The sequence below is a fragment of the Rhodanobacter sp. OR87 genome, from assembly GCF_000473345.1.
In the GTDB taxonomy this organism is placed as follows: Bacteria; Pseudomonadota; Gammaproteobacteria; order Xanthomonadales; family Rhodanobacteraceae; genus Rhodanobacter; species Rhodanobacter denitrificans.
In genome coordinates, this window is sequence record NZ_AXBJ01000001.1 from 199756 (window position 1) to 220681 (window position 20926).

The 20926-nt window shown below is 67.1% G+C and carries 21 protein-coding genes and 1 tRNA gene; 11 read left to right on the top strand and 11 right to left on the bottom strand.

Features of this window, described 5'->3' with window-relative positions; genetic code table 11:
• Window positions 1-120: 120 nt before the first annotated feature.
• The 8 genes from RHOOR87_RS0100855 to RHOOR87_RS0100890 form a co-directional block, all read right to left on the bottom strand.
• Window positions 121-196, bottom strand: a tRNA-Gly gene (locus tag RHOOR87_RS0100855).
• A 66-nt stretch (window positions 197-262) separates the two neighbouring features.
• The gene (gene pgsA / locus RHOOR87_RS0100860; protein ID WP_007508567.1) at window positions 263-865 is read right to left on the bottom strand and encodes a CDP-diacylglycerol--glycerol-3-phosphate 3-phosphatidyltransferase; all 603 of its coding nucleotides are present in this window, start codon (window positions 863-865) and stop codon (window positions 263-265) included.
• Window positions 866-937: 72 nt separating this feature from the next.
• Window positions 938-2764: an excinuclease ABC subunit UvrC gene (uvrC, locus tag RHOOR87_RS0100865; RefSeq protein WP_027483963.1), complete on the bottom strand. Its 1827-nt coding sequence runs from the start codon at window positions 2762-2764 to the stop codon at window positions 938-940.
• Between the two features lie 39 nt (window positions 2765-2803).
• The gene (gene kdsB, locus RHOOR87_RS0100870; protein WP_007508571.1) at window positions 2804-3583 is read right to left on the bottom strand and encodes a 3-deoxy-manno-octulosonate cytidylyltransferase; all 780 of its coding nucleotides are present in this window, start codon (window positions 3581-3583) and stop codon (window positions 2804-2806) included.
• Between the two features lie 25 nt (window positions 3584-3608).
• A complete protein-coding gene (gene aroA, locus RHOOR87_RS0100875; protein ID WP_027483964.1) occupies window positions 3609-4919 on the bottom strand; it encodes a 3-phosphoshikimate 1-carboxyvinyltransferase in 1311 nt (436 codons plus the stop codon).
• The gene (gene pheA / locus RHOOR87_RS0100880; RefSeq protein ID WP_027483965.1) at window positions 4916-6004 is read right to left on the bottom strand and encodes a prephenate dehydratase; all 1089 of its coding nucleotides are present in this window, start codon (window positions 6002-6004) and stop codon (window positions 4916-4918) included. Before pheA ends, aroA begins: the two co-directional genes overlap by 4 nt.
• Before the next feature lie 75 nt (window positions 6005-6079).
• On the bottom strand, window positions 6080-7168 hold the full coding sequence (gene serC, locus RHOOR87_RS0100885; RefSeq protein ID WP_027483966.1) for a 3-phosphoserine/phosphohydroxythreonine transaminase: 1089 nt from the start codon (window positions 7166-7168) through the stop codon (window positions 6080-6082).
• A 67-nt stretch (window positions 7169-7235) separates the two neighbouring features.
• The gene (locus RHOOR87_RS0100890) at window positions 7236-7997 is read right to left on the bottom strand and encodes an FHA domain-containing protein (RefSeq protein WP_015447511.1); all 762 of its coding nucleotides are present in this window, start codon (window positions 7995-7997) and stop codon (window positions 7236-7238) included.
• Window positions 7998-8153: 156 nt separating this feature from the next.
• Here RHOOR87_RS0100890 and RHOOR87_RS0100895 point away from each other — a divergent pair, with 156 nt between their 5' ends.
• A complete protein-coding gene (locus RHOOR87_RS0100895) occupies window positions 8154-8429 on the top strand; it encodes a polyhydroxyalkanoic acid system family protein (protein WP_007508581.1) in 276 nt (91 codons plus the stop codon).
• 107 nt (window positions 8430-8536) lie between these two features.
• On the top strand, window positions 8537-8755 hold the full coding sequence (gene infA, locus RHOOR87_RS0100900; protein WP_007508585.1) for a translation initiation factor IF-1: 219 nt from the start codon (window positions 8537-8539) through the stop codon (window positions 8753-8755).
• Between the two features lie 113 nt (window positions 8756-8868).
• Here the strand turns inward: infA and clpA are convergent, their stop codons facing one another.
• On the bottom strand, window positions 8869-11139 hold the full coding sequence (clpA, locus tag RHOOR87_RS0100905; RefSeq protein WP_027483967.1) for an ATP-dependent Clp protease ATP-binding subunit ClpA: 2271 nt from the start codon (window positions 11137-11139) through the stop codon (window positions 8869-8871).
• Between the two features lie 66 nt (window positions 11140-11205).
• A complete protein-coding gene (gene clpS / locus RHOOR87_RS0100910) occupies window positions 11206-11532 on the bottom strand; it encodes an ATP-dependent Clp protease adapter ClpS (protein WP_027483968.1) in 327 nt (108 codons plus the stop codon).
• A 117-nt stretch (window positions 11533-11649) separates the two neighbouring features.
• Between clpS and RHOOR87_RS0100915 the strand changes: the two genes are divergently transcribed.
• Genes RHOOR87_RS0100915 through hflD form a run of 3 tightly spaced genes read left to right on the top strand, consistent with a single transcriptional unit; the run spans window position 11650 to window position 13914 of the window.
• Window positions 11650-12135 carry an NUDIX hydrolase gene (locus RHOOR87_RS0100915; protein ID WP_037115253.1) on the top strand — a complete coding sequence of 162 codons (486 nt, stop codon included), beginning with the start codon at window positions 11650-11652 and terminating at the stop codon, window positions 12133-12135.
• Window positions 12132-13280 carry a tRNA 2-thiouridine(34) synthase MnmA gene (mnmA, locus tag RHOOR87_RS0100920; protein WP_027483970.1) on the top strand — a complete coding sequence of 383 codons (1149 nt, stop codon included), beginning with the start codon at window positions 12132-12134 and terminating at the stop codon, window positions 13278-13280. Before RHOOR87_RS0100915 ends, mnmA begins: the two co-directional genes overlap by 4 nt.
• A 10-nt stretch (window positions 13281-13290) precedes the next feature.
• The gene (gene hflD, locus RHOOR87_RS0100925; RefSeq protein WP_007508597.1) at window positions 13291-13914 is read left to right on the top strand and encodes a high frequency lysogenization protein HflD; all 624 of its coding nucleotides are present in this window, start codon (window positions 13291-13293) and stop codon (window positions 13912-13914) included.
• A 145-nt stretch (window positions 13915-14059) separates the two neighbouring features.
• On the opposite strand, the gene RHOOR87_RS0100930 is transcribed toward hflD, so the two are convergent.
• Window positions 14060-15316, bottom strand: a complete 1257-nt coding sequence (locus RHOOR87_RS0100930; RefSeq protein ID WP_007508599.1) for a porin — start codon at window positions 15314-15316, stop codon at window positions 14060-14062.
• Between the two features lie 195 nt (window positions 15317-15511).
• Here RHOOR87_RS0100930 and rnt point away from each other — a divergent pair, with 195 nt between their 5' ends.
• The 6 genes from rnt (at window position 15512) to phoU (ending at window position 20912) form a co-directional block, all read left to right on the top strand.
• Window positions 15512-16180, top strand: coding sequence for a ribonuclease T (gene rnt, locus RHOOR87_RS0100935; protein ID WP_007508602.1), 669 nt, complete (start codon window positions 15512-15514; stop codon window positions 16178-16180).
• Between the two features lie 192 nt (window positions 16181-16372).
• Window positions 16373-17404, top strand: a complete 1032-nt coding sequence (gene pstS / locus RHOOR87_RS0100940) for a phosphate ABC transporter substrate-binding protein PstS (protein WP_007508603.1) — start codon at window positions 16373-16375, stop codon at window positions 17402-17404.
• Window positions 17405-17478: 74 nt separating this feature from the next.
• Window positions 17479-18498, top strand: a complete 1020-nt coding sequence (gene pstC, locus RHOOR87_RS0100945) for a phosphate ABC transporter permease subunit PstC (protein WP_007508604.1) — start codon at window positions 17479-17481, stop codon at window positions 18496-18498.
• Window positions 18498-19364: a phosphate ABC transporter permease PstA gene (pstA, locus tag RHOOR87_RS0100950; RefSeq protein WP_007508606.1), complete on the top strand. Its 867-nt coding sequence runs from the start codon at window positions 18498-18500 to the stop codon at window positions 19362-19364. The genes pstC and pstA overlap by 1 nt, the downstream gene beginning before the upstream one ends.
• Complete coding sequence (gene pstB / locus RHOOR87_RS0100955) at window positions 19357-20172, top strand: phosphate ABC transporter ATP-binding protein PstB (protein WP_007508609.1); 816 nt, start codon at window positions 19357-19359, stop codon at window positions 20170-20172. Before pstA ends, pstB begins: the two co-directional genes overlap by 8 nt.
• A 17-nt stretch (window positions 20173-20189) precedes the next feature.
• Window positions 20190-20912 carry a phosphate signaling complex protein PhoU gene (gene phoU, locus RHOOR87_RS0100960; RefSeq protein ID WP_007508611.1) on the top strand — a complete coding sequence of 241 codons (723 nt, stop codon included), beginning with the start codon at window positions 20190-20192 and terminating at the stop codon, window positions 20910-20912.
• Window positions 20913-20926 lie beyond the last annotated feature (14 nt).

Consider the following 20926-nt stretch of genomic DNA (forward strand, 5'->3'; position numbering starts at 1 on the left):
GCGAATCATAGCAGAACGAAGTCGCTTGTGAATAGCCTCGCCCCCTGGTTTTCGGCATGACCGGCGCGAGAGGCACCCATACGACAAAGCCCCGGACAGGCCGGGGCTTTGTCTGCAAACTGGAGCGGGAAACGAGACTCGAACTCGCGACCCCGACCTTGGCAAGGTCGTGCTCTACCAACTGAGCTATTCCCGCATCGGAGCCGCGCATTCTAATACGTGAATGCGGATCGTCAAGTCCGCGTCGCCCGGCTCGGTTCCCTCACTCGGCCGCGCGCTTGCTCGACGCACCGTCGGCGCTGAGGCTCGGCCACGCGGCGCGCAGGTAATGCAGGCCGGACCAGATCGTCAGCACGCCGGCGATCACCAGCAGCGCCTCGCCGATGTGGTACAGCCGCAACGCCTCCGCGGCTTTCTCGTGCTGCACGATCAGCACCACCAGCGCGACCATCTGCATCACCGTCTTCAGCTTGCCGATGAAGGCGACCTTGACGGTGGCGCGCATGCCGATCTCGGCCATCCACTCGCGCAGCGCCGACACGCTGATCTCGCGCCCGACGATCACCGCCGCGGTCACCGCCATCAGCACGCCCGGCCAGCCGCCGCGATGCGACTCGACCAGCAGGAACAAGGTCACCGCCACCATCAGCTTGTCGGCCACCGGGTCGAGGAACGCGCCGAAGGCGGAGGTGAGATTCATCCGCCGCGCCAGGTAGCCGTCGAGCCAGTCGGTGACCGCCGCCAGCACGAACACGACCGCCGCCGTGATGTTGTGCCCCGCGAACGGCAGGTAGAACACCACCACCATGACCGGCAACAGCGCAACGCGGAAGAGGGTCAGCCAGGTCGGCAGGTTGATGTGCATGATTCGTCCCGATGATTGGTTGCAGTTTCGCATGACCGCGCGCCACTGCCGAGTGAAGGCGCGCGCCGATGTTCAGCCATGCAGGCTGGCGTAGATGCGCTCGGCCAAACCGCGGTCGATTCCTTTCACCTGCATCAGTTCCTCGACGCCGGCGCGCTCCAGTCCCTGCATGCCGCCGAACGCCTTCAGCAAGGCGGTACGCCGGCGTGCGCCGATACCCGGCACGTCTTCCAGCACGCTGTGCTCGCGCGCCTTCTCGCGCCGCTTGCGATGGCCGCTGATGGCGAAGCGGTGGGCCTCGTCACGCACCGCCGCGACCAGGTGCAGCGCGGGCGACGATGACCCCGGATGCAGCTCACGGCCGGAGTCGGCAAGTACCAGCGTTTCCTCGCCAGCGCGTCGGCCCGGTCCCTTCGCCACGCCGACCACCTCGATGCCGTCGACGCCAAGTTCCTTCAGCACCTCCAGTGCCTGCGCCACCTGCCCGCCGCCGCCGTCGATCAGCAGCACGTCCGGACGCGCACCCTCGCCTTCGGCCAGCTTGCGAAAGCGCCGGGTCAGCGCCTGGTGCATCGCCGCGTAATCGTCACCGGGCGTGATACCGGTGATGTTGAAGCGGCGGTAGTGCGATTTTTCCGGCCCTTCCGGACCGAACACCACGCACGAGGCCACGGTCAGCTCGCCCAGCGTGTGGCTGATGTCGAAACATTCGATGCGGCGCGGCGACTCGTCCAGCCCCAGCACCTTCTGCAGGTCGTCGAAGCGCGTGCCGAGGGTCTGTCGACTGGCCAGCCGTGCGGTCAACGAGGCCTGCGCATTGCGCTCGGCCATCTGCAGGAACTGCGCACGCTCGCCGCGCACGCTGGACTTCAACTCGACCGCGCGGCCGGCGTACTGGCCGAGCAGTTCGGCGAGGATGGCCTGGTCGGCCAGCGCCTCGCCCAGGATCAGCTCGCGTGGCACCGGTCGGTCCAGGTAGTACTGCGCAATGAACTGCGCCAGTACGTCGGCCGGCTCGGCATCCAGCGGCAGGCGCGGGAAGAAGTCGCGCGTCCCCAGGCTGATGCCATTGCGGAAGAACAGCACGCTGACGCAGGCCATGCCCGCCTCGATGCGGCAGGCGATCACGTCCATGTCGGCGCTGGCACCCTGCACGTGATTCTGCGCCTGCAGCTGGCGCAGCGCAGCCACCTGGTCGCGCAGTTTCGCCGCACGCTCGAACTGCAGCGCCTTGCTGGCCTGCTCCATCGCCTCGGCCAGCTCGTCAATCACCGCATTGCTGCGCCCCTCCAGGAACATCTCGGCGTGGCGCACGTCGTTGCGGTAGTCCTCCACGCTGATCAGCCCCACGCACGGCGCGCTGCAGCGGCCGATCTGGTACAGCAGGCAGGGGCGCGTGCGGTTGCGGAAATAGCTGTCCTCGCATTGGCGCACCTTGAACAATTTCTGCATCAGGTTGAGGCTTTCGCGCACCGCGTAGACGCTGGGGTACGGCCCGAAGTAGCGTCCCGGCAGGTTCTTCGCGCCGCGATGGAAGGCCAGCCGCGGGTAATCCTCGCCGGTGGAAAGGTAGATGTACGGGTAGCTCTTGTCGTCGCGCAGCAGGATGTTGTAGCGCGGCTTGAGCGACTTGATCAGCTGCGACTCCAGCAGCAGCGCCTCGCCCTCGGTGCGCGTCACGGTGATCTCGACGCGAGCGATCTGCGCCACCATCGCGGCGATGCGCGGCTCCATCCGCGGCTTCAGGAAATAGCTGCCGACGCGCTTTTTGAGGTTGCCCGCCTTGCCCACGTAGAGCAGTTCGCCGGCCGCGTCGAAATGGCGGTAGACGCCAGGCGAAGTGGTGAGCGTGCGGACGAAGGCCTTGCCGTCGAAGGGGAGCGGTTGCGCGGACTGCATGGGCTCATTCTAGCGGCGATGAGCCCATCACATGGAGGCTCAACGCTGCGCGCGCAACCACTGTTCGGCACGTTCCAGGTCGGCCTCGGTGTCGATGCCTGGCGGAAACGGCTGCGGAGTCAGCCGCACCGCGATCGCGTGACCATGCTCCAGCACGCGCAGCTGTTCCAGCGATTCAGTCTGCTCCAGCGGCGTGCGCGGCAGGCGACTGTAACGATCCAGGAAGCCGGCGCGGTAGGCGTAGATGCCGATGTGGCGCAGGAACGGCGAACCGGACGGCAGTGCGTGGCGGTCGATGGCGAACGCGTCGCGCGCCCACGGCAACGGCGCGCGGCTGAAGTACAGCGCGCGGCCATTGGCGGCGCGCACCAGCTTCACCACGTTCGGGTCGAACAGTTCCTCGGCATCGATGATCGGCGTGGCCAGGGTCGCCATCGGCGCGTCGTCGCCGGCCAGCGCCTGTGCCACCGCGCGGATGCCGGCGGCCGGCGCGAACGGCTCGTCGCCCTGCAGGTTCACCACGATGCTGTCGTCGGCCCAGCCGTAGTGGCTGGCGCACTCGGCCAGCCGGTCGCTGCCCGAGGCGTGGTCGCTGCGGGTCATGCAGATGTCCACGCCCTCCTGGCCGGCCAGCGCATCGGCGATGCGCCGGTCGTCCACCGCCACCACCACCTGGCGGGCGCCGGCCTGCAGGGCACGCTGCGCCACCCGCACCACCATCGGCACGCCGTCGATCGCGCGCAGCGGCTTGGCCGGCAGCCGGGTCGAGCCGTAGCGGGCGGGAATCGCGACGATGAACGGGGGCACGGCGTTGGACATGGTGGTTCCGGTCGGTGGAATGAGGTCAGGTCATGGCCTGCAAGGCGAAGCCGCAGTCGTTGGCCAGTTCCAGGAAGCCGGGGAACGAGGTGGCGACATGGCCGCAGTCGTCGATCCGCACTGGCCCGGCGGCGACCAGCCCGGCCACCGCGAAACTCATCGCGATGCGATGGTCGAGATGGCTTGCCACCGTGCCGCCGCCCAACCGGCCGCCGTGGATGATCGCGCCGTCCGGGGTTTCCTCGATCGCCACGCCGAGCGTGCGCAGGCCGGCAGCCATCGTGGCGATCCGGTCGGACTCCTTCACCCGCAGTTCGGCCGCGCCGCGGATCACCGTCGTGCCGACCGCCACCGCGGCGGCGACGAACAGCGCGGGGAACTCGTCGATCATGTCCGGCACCAGCGCCTCGGGCAGTTCGACGCCGTGCAGCGGCGCGTGACGCACCACGAGATCGCCCACCGGCTCGCCGCCGGCTTCACGTTCGTTTTCGATCGTGATGTCCGCGCCCATCAGGCGCAGCGCCTGCAGCAGACCGGTGCGGCGCGGATTGAGGCCCACCGCCGGCAGGCGCAGTTGCGAACCCGGCACGATGCTGGCGGCGACCAGGAAGAACGCCGCCGAGGAAAAATCGGCCGGTACCTCGACGTCGGTGGCACGCAGCGCATGGCCGCCGGAGAGTTTCGCCCGGCCCGGCGCGAACGCGATCGGCCAGCCGAACGCGGCCAGCATGCGCTCGGTGTAGTCGCGGGTCGGATGCGGCTCGATGATCTCGGTGTCGCCGGCAGCGTACAGGCCGGCCAGCAGCAGCGCGGACTTCACCTGCGCACTGGCCACCGGCAGCTCGTAGCGGATGCCCTGCAACGGCTGGCCGCCATGCACGTACAGCGGCGGCAGGCCGTCCCGGGTGTCGATGCGCGCGCCCATCAGCGCCAGCGGATCGGTCACCCGGCGCATCGGCCGCTTCGACAGTGAGGCGTCACCGACCAGCGTGCTGTCGAACGCCTGCCCGGCCAGCAGGCCGGCCAGCAGGCGCATACCGGTGCCGGCGTTGCCGCAGTCCAGCGCCTGCGCCGTGCCGCGCAGGCCGTGCAGGCCCGTGCCGTGCACCACGCGCTCGCCGGGCGACGGCGTGTCGATGCGCACGCCGAGCTGCGCCAGCACGGCGGCGGTGGCGCGGGTGTCCTCGCCTTCGAGGAAGCCGCGGATGCGCGAGTCGCCTTCGGCGATCGCCGCCAGCATCAGCGCGCGGTGCGAGACCGACTTGTCGCCGGGCACGCGCACGCTGCCGAGCAGCGGGCCGCTGGCCCGGCTGCTCCAGTCCAGGCGGCCGCTCAAGGCAACGCCACCGGGTAGGAACCGAGCACGCGGATGGTCGCCGCCGAAGCGCCGATGTCCTGCACTGCGGCCTGCAGCGCGGCGTCGTCGATGTGGCCGGAGACGTCGATGAAGAACGCGTATTGCCACTTGCCGGTATGCGCCGGCCGCGACTCGATCCGGTTCAGGCTGATGCCGTGCCTGGCGAACGGGCTGAGCACGTCGTACAGCGCACCGGGCTTGTCGTTGACCGTGATCAGCAGCGAGGTGCGGTCGTTGCCCGAAGGCGGGAACAGCGAGCGGCCGATCACCAGGAAGCGCGTGGTGTTGTCGGCGCGATCCTCGATGCCCTGCGCCACCGTCTTCAGCCGATAGACCTTGCCTGCGCTTTCGCCGGCGATCGCCGCCACATCGTCGGCATGCAGCGCCAGCCGCGCCGCCTCGGCATTGCTCGACACCGCGATGCACTCGACCTCGGACAGGTTGATGCGCAACCAGGTCTTGCACTGCTGCAGCGACTGCGCGTGGGCGTAGATGCGGCGCACGTCTTCCAGCCTGCCACTGCGCGAGTGCAGGCACTGGTGCACGCGCAGCTCGATCTCGCCGCAGATGGTGGCTTCGGAGGTGAGGAACATGTCCAGGGTGACCTGGATCATGCCCTGGCCGGAGTTTTCCACCGGCACCACGCCGAAATCGGCATGCCCGGCGGCGACCTCCTGGAACACTTCCTCGATGCTGCCCAGCGGCAGGCCGTAGGCGGCATGGCCGAAGTGCTTGCGCACGGCCTGTTCGCTGAAGGTGCCTTCCGGGCCGAGGAAGCCGATCTTCAATGGGTCTTCCTGCGCCAGGCAGGAGGACATGATCTCGCGGAACAGCCGCACCATCTCGACGTCGGACAGCGGCCCCTGGTTGCGGTCCACCACCATGCGCAGCACGTGGGCCTCGCGTTCGGGGCGGTAATAGTCGATCGCCGAAAGCCCCTCGCCCTTCACCTTCGCCACCGTGCGCGCATGATTGGCGCGTTCGGAAATCAGTTGCTGGATCTGCCGGTCGATGCTGTCGATGCGTTCGCGCATCTCGCTCAACGGGGTCTTCGGGTCGGTCATGCGTTCAGCCGCCTGGATGGATGGAAGTCCAAATGATGAAGCGGCATCTTGCCTGAAAATTCCGCTTTGGTGCGCTCAGCCATGACGCTGCGCAAAGTCGCGCATGAACGCCACCAGCGCCTGGACCGCCTCCGGCGGCACCGCGTTGTACAGTGAAGCGCGCATGCCACCGAGCGCCTTGTGGCCCTTCAGCGCGAGCAGTCCGGCGGCCTCGGACTCCTGCAGGAAGGCGGCGTCCAGCGCACCGTCGTGCAGGGTGAAGCGCACGTTCATGCGCGAGCGCGCGGACGGCTCGATCGGGTTGCGATAGTAGCCGCCGGAGCCGTCGATGGCCTGGTACAGCAGCTCGGCCTTGAGCCGGTTGCGCTCGGCCATCGTACCCAGCCCGCCCTGCGCCTTGAGCCACTGGAAGGTCAAGCCGGCCACGTACCAGCCCCAGGTGTTCGGCGTGTTGAGCATCGAGTCGGCGGCGGCGTGTTCGGCATAGCGGAAGATCCGCGCCATCGGCCGGCCCGCCCGCTGCAGCAGGTCGCGGCGGATGATCAACACGACCAGGCCGGACGGACCGATGTTCTTCTGCGCACCGGCGTAGATCAGCCCGAAGCGGCTCACGTCCAGCGGTTCGGACAGGATGTTCGAGGACAGGTCCGCCACCAGCGGTACCGTGCCGCCGACGTCGGGGATGGCGTGGAACTCGACGCCGTGAATCGTCTCGTTCGGCGTGTAGTGGACGTAGGCGGCGTGCGGATCGAGCCGCCAGCTGTCGAGTGGCGGCAGCCGCAGGTAGCCGTCCGCCTCGCTGCTGGCGGCCACGTTCACCCGCACGTAGGATCCGGCCTCGCTGGCCGCCTTCGCGCTCCAGTGCCCGCTGACGACGTAGTCGGCGCTGTCGCCCGCGCCGGCGAGGTTCATCGGGATCTGCGCGAAGTGCTGGGTGGCGCCGCCCTGCAGGAACAGCACGGCGTAGTCGGCCAGTATGCCCATCAACTCGCGCAGGTCGGCCTCGGCCTGGGCGGCCATCGCGATGAAACGCTTGCCGCGGTGGGATTGCTCCATCACCGAGGCGCCGCTGCCGTTCCAGTCCAGCATCTCGCGCTGGGCGCGTTCGAGTACCGCCAGCGGCAGCGCCGCCGGGCCGGCGCTGAAATTCCAGACTCTGCTCACGTGCGCCTGCGTCCTGTCGAGGATGTTCCGCGCATTATGGCGCGGCGCAGCATGAAGCCGTCAACTGTCAGAAGCGAATCAGCAGGACCAGCGCGATGCCCAGCGCCAGCACGGCAGCGGTGACGATCAGCCACCACACTTCCCCGCTCGGCCCGGCCGACTCTTCCGGCAGCTGCGGCGGCAATGCTTCAGCCATCACGATCTCCGGCTCCATGCCCGGCCCGTCGACCACGAAGCGGTGCATCGCCACGCCGATCTGGTCGCCGGGCTGCAGCGCCAGCTTCTGCACCATCACGCCGTTGACCCTGAGCGGGTGGCGCTCGCACGAGCGGGTGGTCTCCAGCCACAGCTGGCCGCCCTCCCAGGAGATCCGCAGCGCCACGACGCCACCTTGCGGCAACTCCAGCGGGCAGTCGCCGTGCGGTCCGAACGTGAGGCTGTGCCGCAATGGCAGTACCCGGCCCGACAGCGGGCCGGCCACGGCACGCAGGGCCACCGTGCAGCAGTCCTGCTCGGGCACGTCCAGCGGCGGGCGCCGGGCGGGATCTTCATCGTCACGCAACAGCAGGCGGCAGTCGCCCACGCTGACCACATCGCCGGCGCGCAGCAAGGCGCGTTCGCGCACTGGCCGCGCGTTGACGTAGATGCGGTCGGCCGACGGCAGCACCTGCAGCACCCAGCCGCGACGATCCTGCTGGATACGCAGATGCTGCGGCGCCGCCTGGCTGGCTGCCAGCACGAGGTCGTTGTCGGGCGCGCTACCGATGCGCAACTGCATCTGCGCCCAATGAAAATCCTCACGAGCCGCATGGGGGAATTCGATACGCATGGATCAACCGGTCGATGGACCGCGGAACTCTAGCATGCACCTGCATGGCATCAGGAATCCGCCCCCTGCCTCCAGGGCGCCTGGTCCCGCCATCGGCCGGGTGACTTGCCGCGGCGGAACAGGCTCTAAGATGGTGCCTTTAGCCAGGAAGCCGCGATGCCCAAGATCGATATCCGCCGCCCGCACCAGCTGCCAATTGCCGAAGCCCGTGCCGTAGTCGACCAGGTGGCCACACGGATGCGCGAGAAATTCGGCATGAATGGACGCTGGCAAGGCGACACCCTGCTGTTTTCCCGGCCCGGCGTCAGCGGTTCGATCGCCGTGGGCGGCGACGCGATCCAGGTCAAGGCCGAGCTGGGGCTGCTGCTGGCGCCGCTGAAGGGCATGATCGAACAGGAGATCCGGCGCAAGCTGGACGAGCATTTCGCCTGATCTGCCTCGATCCTGGCCGACGTTGATGATTCTTTAACCATGCACTCATCCGTGGCATAATCGATGGCTTACGCAGCCATGACGGCTGTGCGTGAACCCCGGAACACATGGCCAAAGACGACGTCATCGAAATGGAAGGCACGGTCCAGGAGACCCTGCCGAATACCATGTTTCGTGTGCAACTGGAGAACGGGCACGTGATCATCGCCCACATCTCCGGCCGCATGCGCAAGCACTACATCCGCATCCTTACCGGCGACAAGGTCAAGATCGAAATGACCCCGTACGACCTGAGCAAGGGCCGCATCACGTACCGCATGAAGTAATCGCGGTGGCGTTGCAGGTTGCCGCGCCCGCGGGACGGCGGCACCGGACATGACAAAGGCGGCGCCATGCGCCGCCTTTGCTTTGGCCCCGCATCCGGCTTACCCGGCCACGCCTACCCGACCACGGCCGGCAGCTTCTCGGCCGCCTTGCAGTCGACCTTCAGTTCGCCGTCCGCCACGCTCAGGCGAACCACGCCACCTTCGGCCAGCTTGCCGAACAGCAACTCGTCGGCCAGCGCACGCTTCACCTTTTCCTGGATCACCCGCGCCATCGGGCGCGCGCCCATCTGCGGGTCGAAACCATGCTCGGCCAGCCAGCGGCGGGCATCGGCGTCCACGTCCAGGCTTACCCGCTTGTCGGTCAGCTGGCTTTCCAGCTCGATCAGGAACTTGTCCACCACGCGCAGGATGTGCTCGAAGTCGAGCGCGGCGAACTGGATGATCGCATCCAGCCGGTTGCGGAACTCCGGCGTGAAGATGCGGCGGATCACTTCCATCGCATCCGACTCGTGCTTCTGCTCGACGAAGCCCATGCTGCGCCGCGCCGCGATCGCCGCGCCCGCGTTGGTGGTCATCACCACCACCACGTTCTTGAAGTTCGCCTCGCGGCCGTTGGTGTCGGTCAGCACGCCGCGGTCCATCACCTGCAGCAGGATGTTGAACACGTCCGGGTGCGCCTTCTCGATCTCGTCCAGCAGCAGCACCGCGTGCGGATGCTTGGTCACCGCCTCGGTCAGCAGGCCACCCTGGTCGAAGCCGACGTAGCCCGGAGGCGCACCGACCAGCCGCGACACCGAATGCCCTTCCATGTACTCGGACATGTCGAAGCGGATCATCTCGATGCCGAGCTGCATCGCCAGCTGCTTGGTCACCTCGGTCTTGCCCACGCCGGTCGGGCCGGCGAGCAGGAAGCAGCCGATCGGCTTGGAGGGATCGGCCAGGCCCGAACGGGCCATCTTGATCGATGCGGCCAGCGCCTCGATCGCCGGGTCCTGGCCGAACACCACCATCTTCAGGTTGCGCTCGAGGTTGCGCAGCACGTCGCGATCCGAAGCCGACACCTGCTTGGCCGGGATCCGCGCCATCTTCGCCACGATGTACTCGACCTCACTCACGTCGACCGTACCGGTACGCTGGTCTTCCGGCAGCAACCGCTGGCGCGCGCCGGCCTCGTCGATCACGTCGATCGCCTTGTCCGGCAGCAGCCGGTCGGGGATGTGCTTGACCGACAGGTCCACCGCCGCCTTCAGCGCCTCGTTGGTGTACGCCACGTGGTGATGCTCCTCGAAGCGCGAGCGCAGGCCCTTGAGGATCTCGATGCTATCGGCCACGGTCGGCTCGACCACGTCGATCTTCTGGAAGCGGCGCGCCAGCGCGCGGTCCTTCTCGAACACGCCGCGGTATTCCTGGAACGTGGTCGAACCGATGCAGCGCAGCTCGCCGGAGGCCAGCATCGGCTTGATCAGGTTGGAGGCGTCCATGGTGCCGCCCGAGGCCGAGCCGGCACCGATGATGGTGTGGATCTCGTCGATGAACAGGATCGCGCCGGGCTGCTTCTTCAGCTGCGCGATCACGCCCTTCAGGCGCTTCTCGAAGTCACCGCGGTACTTGGTACCGGCGACCAGTGCACCCAGGTCGAGCGACCAGATCGTGGCGTCCTCCAGCACCTCGGGCACCTCGCCGTCGACGATGCGCTTGGCCAGGCCCTCGGCCAGCGCGGTCTTGCCCACGCCGGCCTCGCCCACGTACAGCGGGCTGTTCTTGCGCCGGCGGCACAGCACCTGGATGGTGCGCTCGATCTCGTCGGTGCGGCCGATCAGCGGGTCGATCTTGCCTTCCAGCGCCAGCTCGTTGAGGTTGCTGGCGAACTCGTGCAGCGGGTTGCCCTTCGGCTCGCCGCCCTCCTCGCCCTCGCGCTCGCCACCGGACACGCCCGCGGCCGGCTCGTCGCCGATCTTGGCGATGCCGTGCGAGATGTAGTTGACCACGTCGAGCCGGGTGATCTCCTGCTGGTGCATGAAATACACCGCGTGTGAATCCTTCTCGCCGAAGATCGCCACCAGCACGTTCGCACCGGTGACCTCCTTCCGGCCGGAGGATTGCACGTGATACACCGCGCGCTGCAGCACGCGCTGGAAGCCCAGCGTGGGCTGCGTGTCGCGCTCGTCGCCGGACGGCAGCACCGGCACGGTCTCGTTGATGATGCGTTCCAGGTCGGCCGACAGCCGCGGCAGGTCCGCGCCGCAGGCGCGCAAGGCACCGAGCGCCGACTGGTTTTCGGTCAGCGCCAGCAGCAGGTGCTCCACCGTCATGAATTCATGGCGCTGCTCGCGGGCCCGCTTGTAGCAATGGCCGATGGTGACTTCCAGATCCTTGCTGAACATTCGGATCGTCTCCGCTTTGCGTGGTGAGCGGCCTTCAGCGCCGCAACGAGCACAAAATGGGGTCGCTCAAAGCTTTTCCATAGTGCACAGCAACGGGTGCTGATGGGAACGTGAATATTCGTTGACGTGGGTTACCTTGGTTTCGGCCACTTCGCGGGTAAATACACCACACACGCCGCGTCCGCGCGTGTGGACGTGCAGCATCACCTGCACCGCCTGCTCCTGATCCAGGTTGAAGAAGGTACGCAGCACCTCGACCACGAAGTCCATCGGGGTGAAGTCGTCGTTCAGCAGCAGCACCTGGAACAGCGGGGGGCGCGCCACCTCGGGCTTCGCGGTTTCCAGCGCCAGACCGCGGCCGCTGTCGTGCTCATGTTCGGGTTCGTGGGCCATGGTTGCTTGGGTGTGATCTCTGGTTCGAAGTATACGCCGCGGTGCCGATGCCGCCCCTGCGGCGGTGCGACAACGGAGGTGATGGCACAATGGCCGCTTTTCCAGTCCCCGCCCACCATGGCTGATTCCAGCACCCCCGCCGAGATCTGGCGCCCGCACGTCACCGTCGCCTGCGTGGTGGCCGACGGCGAGCGCTACCTGATGGTCGAGGAAGCGGTTCATGGCCAGCTGGCCTGGAACCAGCCGGCCGGCCACCTGGAAGACGGCGAAACTTTTGCCGATGCAGCCCTGCGCGAGACGCTGGAGGAAACCGGCTGGACGGTCGAGCTGCAGCACCTGATCGGCGTGCACCAGTGGCGCAGCACCGAGCACGGCGACGCCGTGATCCGCTTCAGCTTCGCCGCCCGCGCAGTGAGCCACGACCCGCAGCGTCCGCTGGACGCCGATATTCGCCGCGCCACATGGCTGACCCGCGCCGAAATCGCCGCGCTGGGCGAGCGCCTGCGCAGCCCGATGATCCTGCACAGCATCGACCTGTGGCTGGCTGGCCGGCGGCTGCCGCTGGATGCCCTGGGTCATCTGCCGGAAGGCGGCGCGCCATGAAGGTGATGCTGGGCATCTCCGGCGGCGTCGACTCCTCGGTCGCCGCGCTGCTGCTGCAGCAGGCCGGCTACGAGGTCGAAGGCCTGTTCATGCAGAACTGGGAGGAGGACGACCGCGCTGGCCCCTGCACCGCCGACGCCGACCGCAAGGATGCCGTGGCCGTATGCGGCCGGCTCGGCATCCCGTTCCACGCGCGCAACTTCGCCGCCGAATACTGGGACGGCGTGTTCGCGCATTTCCTCGCCGAATACCGCGCCGGGCGCACGCCGAACCCCGACGTGCTGTGCAACCGCGAGATCAAATTCAAGACCTTCCTCGACGAGGCCCGCACGCTCGGCGCCGAGAAGATCGCCACCGGCCACTACGCCCGCATCGACTGCAAGGACGGCCACTACCGGCTGCTGCGCGCGGTGGACGCGGCCAAGGACCAGAGCTACTTCCTGCACGCGCTGGGCCAGCAGCAACTGGCCGCCACGCTGTTCCCGCTGGGCGGGATCGAGAAGTCGCGCGTGCGCGAGATCGCCCGTGCGGCGACGCTGCCGACCCACGCGAAGAAGGACTCCACCGGCATCTGCTTCATCGGCGAGCGCGATTTCCGCGGCTTCCTGGCGCAGTACATCCCGGCTTGCCCGGGCGAGATGCGCACCCCCGACGGCGAGCTGATCGGCGAACACCAGGGCGCGATGTACTACACCCTGGGCCAGCGCAACGGACTGGGCATCGGCGGCCGCCACGGGGCCAGCGGCGAAGCCTGGTACGTGGTCGGCAAGGACGTGACGGCCAACGTGCTGTACGTCGCCCAGGGCGGCGAGAACCACTGGCTGTACTCGCGCCGGCTGCGCTCGGAGCCGCCCAGCTGGATCGCCGGCGCCGCGCCCGCCACCCGCTTCCGCTGCACCGCGCGCACCCGCTATCGCCAGGCCGACCAGGCCTGCGCGGTCGTCGTGACCGACGACGGACTTGAGGTACGCTTCGACGAACCCCAGCGCGCTGTCACTCCCGGGCAGTCGGTGGTCCTCTACGATGGCGAGGTCTGCCTCGGCGGCGCGGTGATCGCCGCCACCGACGCGCCTTACGGCGGCCTGCTGCCCGCATCCACCCCCTTCCCCATGTCCCCCGCAGGAGAACCGCAAGCTCGTGTTTGAAACTTTTTCCATGACCGAAGAACGCGTGCTCGCCCTCGCCGGCCTGTTCCAGGCCTGCGCGCTCGCCCAGCAGCTGGCCAACGAGGGGCGCTGCGACGAGGCCGCGATGGAAGCCAGCGTGGCCAGCGTATTCCGCATCGACGCACCTTCGGTGGTCGGCGTGTACGGCAACATCTCGAACGTGCGACTGGGCCTGCGCACCCTGATCGGACAGCTGGACGAAAGCACTCCGGACATGTCAGTGACGCGCATGACGGTGACCGTGATGCGGCTGGAGCGCAGCCTGTCGGCGCGCGCGGATCTGCTGGAGAAACTGCAGCAAGGGATCGTCGCCGCACAGCGGCAGGTCGAGCATTTCGGGCAGGGCTCCAGCCAGGTCAGCAGCCGGCTGGCCGAAGTCTATGCGTCCACCCTGTCGATCCTGAAGCCGCGCGTGATGGTCAGCGGCAACCCGCAGCAGTTGCAGCAAACCGCTGTGGTGGAAAAGGTGCGCACCAACCTGCTCGCCGCGGTGCGCTCGGCAGTGCTGTGGCGGCAACTCGGCGGGCGCCAGTGGCAGCTGCTGCTGTACCGGCGCCAATGCAGCATGCTGGCCCGCGGCCTGCTGACCGGGGCCACGCTGGACAACCGCTGACGACAGCCTTTCCGCTCCACGAAAAAGCAAACGGCGGGCTGATGCCCGCCGTTTTCCTTCCCTGGGTGGAACTCCCTTGCGATAGACCGTCCGTCACTCAACCCGTGCAGGCAGCATGCCGCCCGCACATGTCACCGGCATGGCATCAGAATGACACTTCGCCGAACACGCCGATCTCGTTGGTCTTGGTGTTCTGCACGTGCGGCGGCACCGGAGTGGCAACCGACTTGTCGGCTTTCTCGTGCTTCCACACACCGGCCAGCTTGAAGCCCTTGGTCACCTGGAATTCGACGCCAGCGTTGTAGTAGACATCCTTGTTGGCGCTGTCCAGCGTCTTGCTGAGCTTGGCGTTGTCGTAGCGGGCAAACAGGTTCACGCCATCGGCCACGGCCACGCTGCCCCAGAGCGAGTAGCCATCGGCTTTGTCTGTCGTCGTGGTGAGTACGTTGTTCCAGTTCTTCGCCGTGAAGTACTCGGCGCCGAGGCGGAACGCATCGCTGGCATAGGCCAGCATGAAATCGCCACGCTGGGCGGTATTCGGTGCGTTGATGTTCTCGGTCTCCTGGCCGCGATGGCCGCTGTAGCCACCCACCGCCACGATCATGTTGTCGAACGGCACGAAGCCAACGCGGCCCTCGAAATCCACGCCCTTGCTGCGGCCCGGGTTCTTGTAGCCGTTGCCGTTGACGACCGAGACCGCGTAGTTGAGCGACTTGCTGGCGCCGATGTCGCCGCCCAGGTGCAGGCCCCAGTCGGCCGAGTTGCCGTACTTCAGGCGGTCGGTCAGGGTGTTCTCGACGTAGCGGAAGCCGTAGTACTTCTCGGCAAACGGGATCCACGGCATGTCGGCCGAACCGATGCGGAACACCGCGGCCTGGTCGAACTTGCCCTGTACATAGGCTTTCTTGACGAACAGATTGGTCTGACCGTCGTTGCTGACATAGTTGAAATCGGTGGTCAGGTTGGCCGACCAGATATCGTTGAACTTGTGGTCGACGCCGAGGTAGAAGCGCTTCACATCCAGACCGAAGCCGGACTTGTCGCTCTTGCCCTTGTCGCTGTTCTTGTCGTCGATGCTGGTGAAGTCGAAGAACATCTTGCCCGACAGCGTGGTGTTGTTGATCGCCTTCTCCAGCGCGGCCAGCTTCTTGTCGCCGGTCGCCGTCACATTGGTGGCCTTCTCCACCGCCTGGCCGGTGCTGACGTTAATCTCGGACTGGGCGTCGGTGCGCTGTTCCAGTTCGTCCACCTTGGCCTGCAGCGCGGCCAGTTGCGCCTTCAGCTGCTCGACTTCGCTGCTGCTGGCCGGGGCCGTCCTGCTCTGCGCCGGTGCCGCGGCAGCGGCAACGCTGGTCAGGCCAAGGCCGGCGGCAATCGCCACCACAATCAATTTGGAACGCATGTGATTCTCCGCAAGTGGGTGGAAAGCATCTCGATCGCCCCGTCGATCCGATGGCTGGCTAGCGATTGGTTAACAATTCTGCCGGGGGATTTTTACGGTTGGGTGCAGATTTGATGACACATTGAAGACAACGCCACGGCGCCGCCGGAAAGTGTCGCATCCCGCGCCGCATGGCGCGGCTGATATGCTTCGCCGATGGATATTCTCAGCAGCAGCAACAGCACCGCACCGCGTATGGCCGAGCGGTTTCGCGGCTTCCTGCCGGTGGTGGTCGACGTGGAAACCGGCGGCTTCGATGCCGAGCACGACGCCCTGCTGGAGATCGCCGCGGTGCCGCTGGCCATGGACGAAGGCGGCTACCTGCAGCTGCAGCCCACCGTCTCCACGCACGTGGAGCCGTTCCCCGGCGCCAACCTTGACCCGCGTTCGCTGGAGATCACCGGCATCGACCCGGACAACCCGCTGCGCGGCGCGCTGGCCGAGCGCCAGGCGCTGGACCACATCTTTCACGTGGTGCGCGAAGCGGTGCGCCGGACCGGCTGCCAGCGGGCGATCCTGGTCGGCCACAACGCCGCGTTCGACCTGGGCTTCCTGAACCAGGCGGTGCGTCGCTGCGGCCACAAGCGCAACCCGTTCCACCCGTTCAGCTGCTTCGATACGGTCAGCCTCGGCGGGCTCGCCTACGGCCAGACCGTGCTGAGCAAGGCGGTGCTGGCCGCCGGCCACGCCTTCGACAGCCGCGAGGCACATTCGGCGGTGTACGACGCCGAGCGCACCGCCGAACTGTTCTGCAGCGTGATCAACCGCTGGCGTCAGCTGGAGCTGTTCGAGCAGGCCCACAGCGGGCTCGTCGACGCGGCCTGAGCGCTGCCTCGAGGCGGCAGCGCCCGCCGGCTTCCGCATCCGGACGCGACCGGGCGGCAGCCCGGCCCGCCCGGCACGACGCAGCCATGTGACAGTTTGTCATACGCCTGCAACATTCATTTCATCCAATGGCAACACGAAAAGCCTGAAATGGCGAGGTCGCATCCGACTTCCCTCCAAGGAGCTACCGTGTTGACCATCAACAAATCCCCGCTTCGCTTCGCCGCCGTCGCCACGCTTGCCGTGGCCTCGACCTTCGGTGCAGCCGCGCACGCCACCGACATCACCGGCGCCGGCTCCAGTTTCGTCTACCCGGTCATGTCCAAGTGGTCGGCGGCGTACGCCGAGAAAACCGGCAACCACCTGAACTACCAGTCGGTCGGCTCCGGTGCCGGCATCGCGCAGATCAAGGAGGGCACCATCGACTTCGGCGCCTCCGACGCGCCGATGAAGGCCGAGGACCTGCAGAAGTTCGGCCTGGGTCAGTTCCCGGTCGTGGTCGGCGGCATCGTGCCGGTGGTCAACATCACCGGCGTGCGGGCGGACCAGATCAAGCTGGACGGCGCCACCCTCGCCGACATCTTCCTGGGCAAGATCACCAACTGGAACGACCCGAAGATCGCCGCGCTGAACGCCGGCCTCAGCCTGCCGGCCGGCAAGATCACCGTCGTGCATCGCTCGGACGGTTCGGGCACCTCGTTCAACTTCACCAACTACCTGTCCAAGGTCAACCCGGAATGGGCCAGCAAGGTGAAGTTCGGCACCGCCGTGGAATGGCCGACCGGCGTGGGCGGCAAGGGCAACGAGGGCGTCTCGCAGTACGTGCGCCAGATCAAGGGCTCGATCGGCTACGTCGAATACGCCTACGCGGTGAAGAACAAGCTCGCCTGGATCGACCTGAAGAATGCCAGCGGCAACTTCATGAAGCCGACCGCCGATGCCTTCGCCGCCGCCGCCGCCACGGCCGACTGGGCCAGCGCCAAGGACTTCAACCTGATCATGACCAACGCGCCGGGCGAGCAGGCGTGGCCGATCACCGCCACCACCTGGGTGATCATGTACAAGTCGCCGAAGAACGCCGGCAACAGCAAGGTCGCCTTCGACTTCTTCAAGACCGCGCTGGAGCACGGCCAGCAAGCCGCCATCGAACTGGATTACGTGCCGCTGCCGGCCTCGCTGGTCAGCCAGATCGAAGCGTACTGGGCGTCCGAGTTCAAGCATTGATGCAGTAAAAGGAAATCCCCCGCCGATCCTGTCGGCGGGGGATTTCGAGTTTCCACCCGCACCACGGGATCCTCATGCCAGCGACCGACACGGCCCTCCCGGCCAGCGACATCCTGGAACAGCGCAGCCGCCGCGACGCGCGCCACGAGCGTCTGTTCCGCTGGCTGCTGAAGGGTTGCGCGCTGATCGTGCTGGCCTCCCTGCTGGGCGCCGCCGGGGCCACGCTGTGGGGCGGCCGCGACGCCTTCGGCACGTTCGGCTGGCACTTCCTGGTCAGCGCGGAGTGGGACCCCGGCAACGACGTCTACGGCGCCATGGTGCCGGTCTACGGCACGGTGATCACCTCGTTCATCGCCCTGCTGATTGCGGTGCCGATCAGCTTCGGCATCGCCGTCTATCTTTCCGAAGTCGCGCCGGCCTGGTTGCGCACGCCGGTCGCCTCGGCGATCGAACTGCTGGCCGGCATCCCCTCGATCATCTACGGCATGTGGGGCTTGTTCATCTTCGCCCCGCTCTTCGCCGATCACATCAAGCCGTGGCTGACCAGCAACCTCGGCAACAAGCCCGACGACGGCAAGCTGTCGTGGGTGGCCGAACACGTGCCGTTCGTCGGCAAGCTGTTCGGCAGCGACTACCCGTTCGGCGCCAGCATCCTGGTCGCCGGCATCGTGCTGGCGATCATGATCATCCCGTTCATCTCCTCGGTGATGCGCGAGGTGTTCCAGACCGTGCCGACCCGGCTGAAGGAGTCGGCCTATGCGCTGGGCTCCAGCACCTGGGAGGTGTCGTGGGACATCGTGCTGCCGTATACCCGCTCGGCGGTGATCGGCGGCATCTTCCTCGGCCTCGGCCGCGCGCTGGGCGAAACCATGGCGGTGACCTTCGTGCTGGGCAACGCGATGCACCTGTCGGCCTCGCTGCTCGATCCCGGCGCCTCGATCGCCTCGACCATCGCGAACCAGTTCAGCGAGGCGGTCGGCCTGCAGAAATCCGCGCTGATGGCACTGGCCTTCCTGCTGTTCGTGGTCACCTTCATCGTGCTGCTGATCGCGCGGCTGATGCTGCGCCGGCTGGCCAGCAAGGAGGGCCGCTGATGAGCGCGCTGTACCTGCGCCGGCGCCTCACCAACGCACTGGCGATGACGCTGAGCATGCTGGCCACCCTGGTCGGCCTGGCCTTTCTGGCCTGGATCCTGTGGGAGACCCTGCGCCAGGGCATCGGTGCGCTGGACCTGAAGCTGTTCACCAAGGTCACCGCCTACGGCGAGGACGGCGGCCTGCTGAACTCGATGGTCGGCAGCCTGATCATCAACTTCATCGGCATCGGCATCGCCACCCCGATCGGCGTGCTGGCCGGCACCTGGCTGGCCGAATACGCCGACCGCACGCGGCTGGGCGAATCGATCCGCTTCCTCAACGACATCCTGCTGTCGGCGCCGTCGATCGTGATGGGCCTTTTCGTCTACACCATCATCGTGCTGCCGAGTACCGCCCTCACCCACGGTTCGACCACGTTCTCCGGTTTCGCCGGCGGCGTGGCGCTGGCGCTGATCGCGCTGCCGGTGATCGTGCGCACCACCGACGAAATGCTGCGGCTGGTGCCGTCCACGCTGCGCGAGGCGGCGCTGTCGCTGGGCGTGCCGCAGTGGAAGCTGACCCTGCAGATCCTGATCCGCGCCGCGCGCTCTGGCATCATCACCGGCGTGCTGCTCGCGCTGGCGCGGATCAGCGGCGAGACCGCGCCGCTGCTGTTCACCGCGTTCGGCAACAACTACATGGCGTTCAACCCGATGGACAAGATGTCCAGCCTGCCGCAGATCATCTACCAGTACGCCAACGACCCGGGCGACGCGATGCATGCCCTGGCCTGGGCCGGCGCATTCGTGGTCACCATGTTCGTACTGCTGCTCAGCCTGGCCTCGCGCCTGATCCTTTCCCGCAACAAGGTGTCCCATGACTGATTCCGCGCTCGCCACGAACCCGACGCCGGGGGCGGCAGCAGCGGCGGTAGCCGTCGCGCCCAAGCTCGTCGTGCGCGACCTGCATTTCTACTACGACGGCTTCCAGGCGCTGAAAGGCATCAGCATGGACATCCCGGAAAAGCAGGTCACCGCGATCATCGGTCCGTCCGGCTGCGGCAAGTCGACCCTCTTGCGCATCTTCAACCGCATCTATGCGATCTACCCGAAGCTGGAGGCGAAAGGCTCGATCGAACTGGACGGCGACAACATTCTGGATCCCGGCTATTCGCTGAACCGCCTGCGCAGCAAGGTCGGCATGGTGTTCCAGAAGCCGGTACCGTTCCCGATGACGATCTTCGAGAACGTCGCCTACGGCATCCGCCACCACGAGAAGCTGTCGAAGGCGGACATGGAAGGCCGCGTGGAGCAGGCCCTGCGCAGCGCCGCGCTGTGGGACGAGGTGAAGGACAAGCTCAGGCAGAACGCGCTCGGCCTGTCTGGCGGCCAGCAGCAGCGCCTGTGCATCGCCCGCGCGATCGCGCTGCGGCCGGAAGTGCTGCTGCTGGACGAACCGACCTCGGCGCTCGACCCGATCGCCACCAGTCGCATCGAGCAATTGGTGGAAGAGCTGAAAAGCCAGTTCACCATCGTCATCGTTACCCACAACATGCAGCAGGCGGCGCGCGTCTCCGACCTCACCGCCTTCATGTACCTGGGCGAGCTGATCGAGTTCGACCAGACCGAAAGGATCTTCACCAAGCCGGGCAAGAAGCAGACCGAGGATTACATCACCGGGCGCTTCGGCTGATCACACAGGACCCCACCATGAACACCGGCACCGACCACATCATCAAGAGTTACGACAGCGAGCTGGCCCGGCTCACCGGCGAGATCGTGCGCATGGGCGAGCTGTCGGTGACGCAGCTGGAAGCGGCCATCGACGTGCTCGAACGCCGCGACGAGCGCGCCGCCCAGCGCGTGGTCGGCAACGACGACGCGATCGACCAGCTGGAGCAGGAAATCGGCCACGACGTGGTGCGCCTGCTGGCGCTGCGCGCGCCGATGGCCAGCGACCTGCGCAACGTGTATGCCGCGCTGCGCATCGCCTCGGACATCGAGCGCATCGGCGACTATGCCGCCAACGTGGCGAAACGCTCGATCCCGCTGTCGATGGTGGCGCCGGTGGCGCCGGTCGGCGGCCTGCACCAGCTGGCCACGCTCGCCGCCGGCGAAGTGCGCGAGGTGCTGGCGGCCTACCGCGACCGCGACGCCGAGCGCGCCTACCAGGTGTGGAAGGACGACGTGGTACTGGACGAAGCCTATACCGGCTACTTCCGCCAGCTGCTCACCTACATGATGGAAGACCCGCGCAACATCACGCCGTGCACCCACCTCTTGTTCATGGCCAAGAACATCGAGCGCATCGGCGACCACGCCACCAACATCGCCGAGAACGTGTGGTTCCAGGTCACCGGCGAGCCGCTGGACAAGCAGCGCAGCAAACGCGACCTCACCTCCAGTCCGGAAACCACCAAGCTCGGCGAATGACCCGCCCGGCCGAC